5 protein-coding genes are annotated in these 2,843 nt (G+C 75.6%); 4 read left to right on the forward strand and 1 reads right to left on the reverse strand.

The features are described from left to right. Positions 1-143 (forward strand): zinc-binding dehydrogenase (locus tag CCN56_RS03500; protein ID WP_143664417.1); only part of this gene is annotated, 143 nt, incomplete at its 5' end. Positions 144-150: 7 nt separating this feature from the next. On the opposite strand, the gene CCN56_RS03505 is transcribed toward CCN56_RS03500, so the two are convergent. Next, complete coding sequence (locus CCN56_RS03505) at positions 151-993, reverse strand: methyltransferase domain-containing protein (RefSeq protein WP_306300582.1); 843 nt, start codon at positions 991-993, stop codon at positions 151-153. 64 nt (positions 994-1,057) lie between these two features. Between CCN56_RS03505 and CCN56_RS03510 the strand changes: the two genes are divergently transcribed. The 3 genes from CCN56_RS03510 (at position 1,058) to CCN56_RS03520 (ending at position 2,752) form a co-directional block, all read left to right on the forward strand. Continuing rightward, on the forward strand, positions 1,058-1,492 hold the full coding sequence (locus CCN56_RS03510; protein ID WP_086823451.1) for a MerR family transcriptional regulator: 435 nt from the start codon (positions 1,058-1,060) through the stop codon (positions 1,490-1,492). A 51-nt stretch (positions 1,493-1,543) separates the two neighbouring features. Further along, positions 1,544-2,359 (forward strand): maleylpyruvate isomerase family mycothiol-dependent enzyme, encoded by an 816-nt coding sequence (locus CCN56_RS03515; protein ID WP_086823453.1) that lies wholly within the window; start codon positions 1,544-1,546, stop codon positions 2,357-2,359. A gap of 93 nt (positions 2,360-2,452) precedes the next feature. Then, positions 2,453-2,752, forward strand: a complete 300-nt coding sequence (locus CCN56_RS03520; RefSeq protein ID WP_086823456.1) for a DUF1876 domain-containing protein — start codon at positions 2,453-2,455, stop codon at positions 2,750-2,752. Positions 2,753-2,843 lie beyond the last annotated feature (91 nt).

Consider the following 2,843-nt stretch of genomic DNA (forward strand, 5'->3'; position numbering starts at 1 on the left):
CCATCGCCGCCCTCGCGGCCTCCGGCGCCCTGCGCCCCCACATCGAGGCCGTCTTCCCCCTCGCGGAAGCCGCCAAGGCCCACACCCTCGGCGAGACCGACCGCACCACCGGCAAGCTCGTCCTCACGGTGCACGGCGCCTGAGCCCGACTCACGAGGCCCGCGTCCCGGACGCCGTGAAGACGGGGACCGCCAGGAAGAAACGGTCCCCGGCGGCGCGGGCGGTCTGGTCCGCCGTCCAGGCCTCCGCCTCTTCCGGGGTGACGGCTCCGGTCCGTACCGCCGACTCCGCGAGACCCGCCGCCAGCGGGAGCCGGCGGGCGTCGGTGAGGACGGCGGTGGAGACCTCCACCTCCACCTCCTCGAAGCCGTGGTCCAGGAGCAGGCCGCGGAAGCGGCGCGCGACGCGCGGTCCGGTCACCAGGTCCGCGCGCGCGTGCACGATCCTCCGGGTCAGGGCGCCGTCCTCCGCGTCGAGGACGAAGGTGTCCCAGTCCTGCCCGGTGAGCACGGCCCGCCCGCCCGGCGCGAGGACCCGGCGCGCCTCCGCGAGCGCCGCCCCCGGATCGGGCAGCTCGTGCAGCACCTTGTCCGCGCGGTACGCGTCCCAGGCGCCGTCCTCGTACGGCAGCGCGCCCGCCTCCGCGACGGCGAACGCATGCCCCGGGTGGCGTTCCCGCGCCGCGGCGATCATCTCCTCGTCCCGGTCGACACCGGTGGCGAAGGCCCCGAGCGCGCTCGCCTCCGCGACGGCGAGCCCTCCGCCGCAGCCGACATCGAGCAGACGGGTGCCCGCGGCCACCCCCAGGAGGTCGTACGAACGGGCGCGCAGCGCGGCCGCTCCCGGGGCGCGGTCGACGGCGTCGAGGACGGCGAGCAGGGAGGAGGGACGGCGGTCAGGGGAAAGGCGGTGGTCGCGGCCCGAACGGGCCGCAGGAGTAGTGGACATGGCGACCACGCTCGTGGTTAATGCCGACATGAAGTCAAGCAGCACGCCCCCGACGCCTCCTGCGCTCCCGACGCCTCCTGCGCCTCCGACGTCTCCCGCGTCTCCCGCGATGAGCATCGGCGAACTCGCGGGCCGGTTCGGTCTCGCGACCCACGTGCTGCGGCACTGGGAGTCCACCGGACTCCTCGACCCCGCCCGCGACCCCCATGGCCGCCGCCGCTACGACGACACCCACGTCACCCGCGTCGCCGTCGTCATCCGGGCCAAGCGCGCGGGTCTCTCCCTCGACGACATCCGGGAGCTGCTCCGGGCCGGCGACCCGGGCGCCCGTCGGCAGCGGCTCGCCGCCCACCGCGAGGAGCTCCGGCGCCGGATGGCGCAGGCGCAGGCCTGCCTCGACATCGTCGAGTGCGCGCTGGGCTGCGCGCACGACGATCTCGCCGACTGCCCCCGCTTCCGGGAGGCCGTCGCCGCCACGGCCGGTGGCGAAGACCTCCCCGACGGGACCGGCACAAACGGACCTACTCGCTGGTACGGTCCCTGACCTACCGGCGGCTCCACACGGGAGCCGTCGGACCCGGGGAGGGGCGGAACCATGACGCGGCGAACGGGCGGGGTGCTTCCCGAAGGGCTTGCCGAGGCGATACGCGGGACCGCCGACGACATCGCGGCGGTCCTGCGCACCCCGGCGCGGGACGCCGGCCGGCTGCCCGTGCCCCGCTCCACCTGGACGGTCGGGGAGGCCGCCGCCCACCTGGCGCAGGCGAACGCCCTCATGGCCGACCTGGCCGCAGGGCACGAGCGCCCCTACGGCGACGGCACCCCCGGCAGCCTGGCCGAGGCCAACGAGCGCGCCCTCGCCGGGTTCGACGAGCGGTCACCCGGTCCGCTCGCCGAGATGATCACGGCTCAGGCAGCCGCGTTCCTCGGGAGCATCGAGGAGCGCGACCCCGCCGAGCCGATCTCCACACCCCTCGGCCGCCTGAGCCCGGCCGTCCTCGGCTCGTACCTGCTGACCCACATGCTCGGCCACGGCTACGACCTCGCCCTCGCCCTGGACCGGCCCCACATGCTCGACGCCCGCCGGGTCGAGCTCACCCTGCCGTTCATGATCGAGGCGATGCCCCGGGTCGCCGACCCCGCCGCCGTCGCCGGCCTCACCGCGAGCTTCGCCGTACGGCTCCGCAGCGGCCCGGGTTTCGGCGTCGTCATCACGGACGGCACGGTCAGGACCGACCACGAACCACCGGCCCGGCCCGACTGCACGATCCTCACGGAGCCGGTCGCCTTCCTCCTCCTCGGTCTCGGGCGGCTCGACCCCTGGCCGGTGATCACGCGGGGCAAGGCGCTCGGCTGGGGCCGCAAGCCCTGGCTCGCCCCCCGCTTCCCCCGCCTCTTCCGCGCGCCCTGACCGTGCGTTCCCGGCCCCGCCGATGGATCCTGGAGGTATCGGAAGGGGCCGTGCCTCGGTTGCGCGCGACCCGGCGATGCAAGGAGGCGGACCATGAGCCGCACGCTGGAATGGACGGTCGGTGTGGAGCTGACCGAGGACAGCGGCAGGACGAAGGCCGAGGCCCGGCTGGACACCGGCACCTCGACGATCACGGGGCACGGCTCCGCGCGGTGCAACCCCGCGGACGTGGACGTGCCGGCGATCGGCGACGAACTCGCCGCGAGCCGGGCGATGAAGGACCTGGCCGGCAAGCTCATGAGGGAGGCCAACCGGGAGATGGAGGCGGTGGGCGCCGGGACCGTACCCCAGCACACCGGCCCCGGATACGGCTGGCCGGAGGCGGTCTCCTGACGGAACCGCCTCCCGCGCCGGGAGCCCGACGGGCCGGTGAGGCCCCGCCGGGCTCCCCGCTCGTGCGCCCCGACACCCCCTAGGGGGTGTC

This window comes from Streptomyces sp. NRRL B-24572 (genome assembly GCF_002156145.1).
Taxonomy (GTDB): Bacteria; Actinomycetota; Actinomycetes; order Streptomycetales; family Streptomycetaceae; genus Streptomyces; species Streptomyces vietnamensis.

Bases quoted from the DNA above. Each gene is read 5' to 3' on its own strand.
- CCN56_RS03510 (WP_086823451.1), top strand. From the start codon at position 1,058: ATGAGCATCGGCGAACTCGCGGGCCGGTTCGGTCTCGCGACCCACGTG.
- CCN56_RS03515 (WP_086823453.1), top strand. From the start codon at position 1,544: ATGACGCGGCGAACGGGCGGGGTGCTTCCCGAAGGGCTTGCCGAGGCG.
- CCN56_RS03520 (WP_086823456.1), top strand. From the start codon at position 2,453: ATGAGCCGCACGCTGGAATGGACGGTCGGTGTGGAGCTGACCGAGGAC.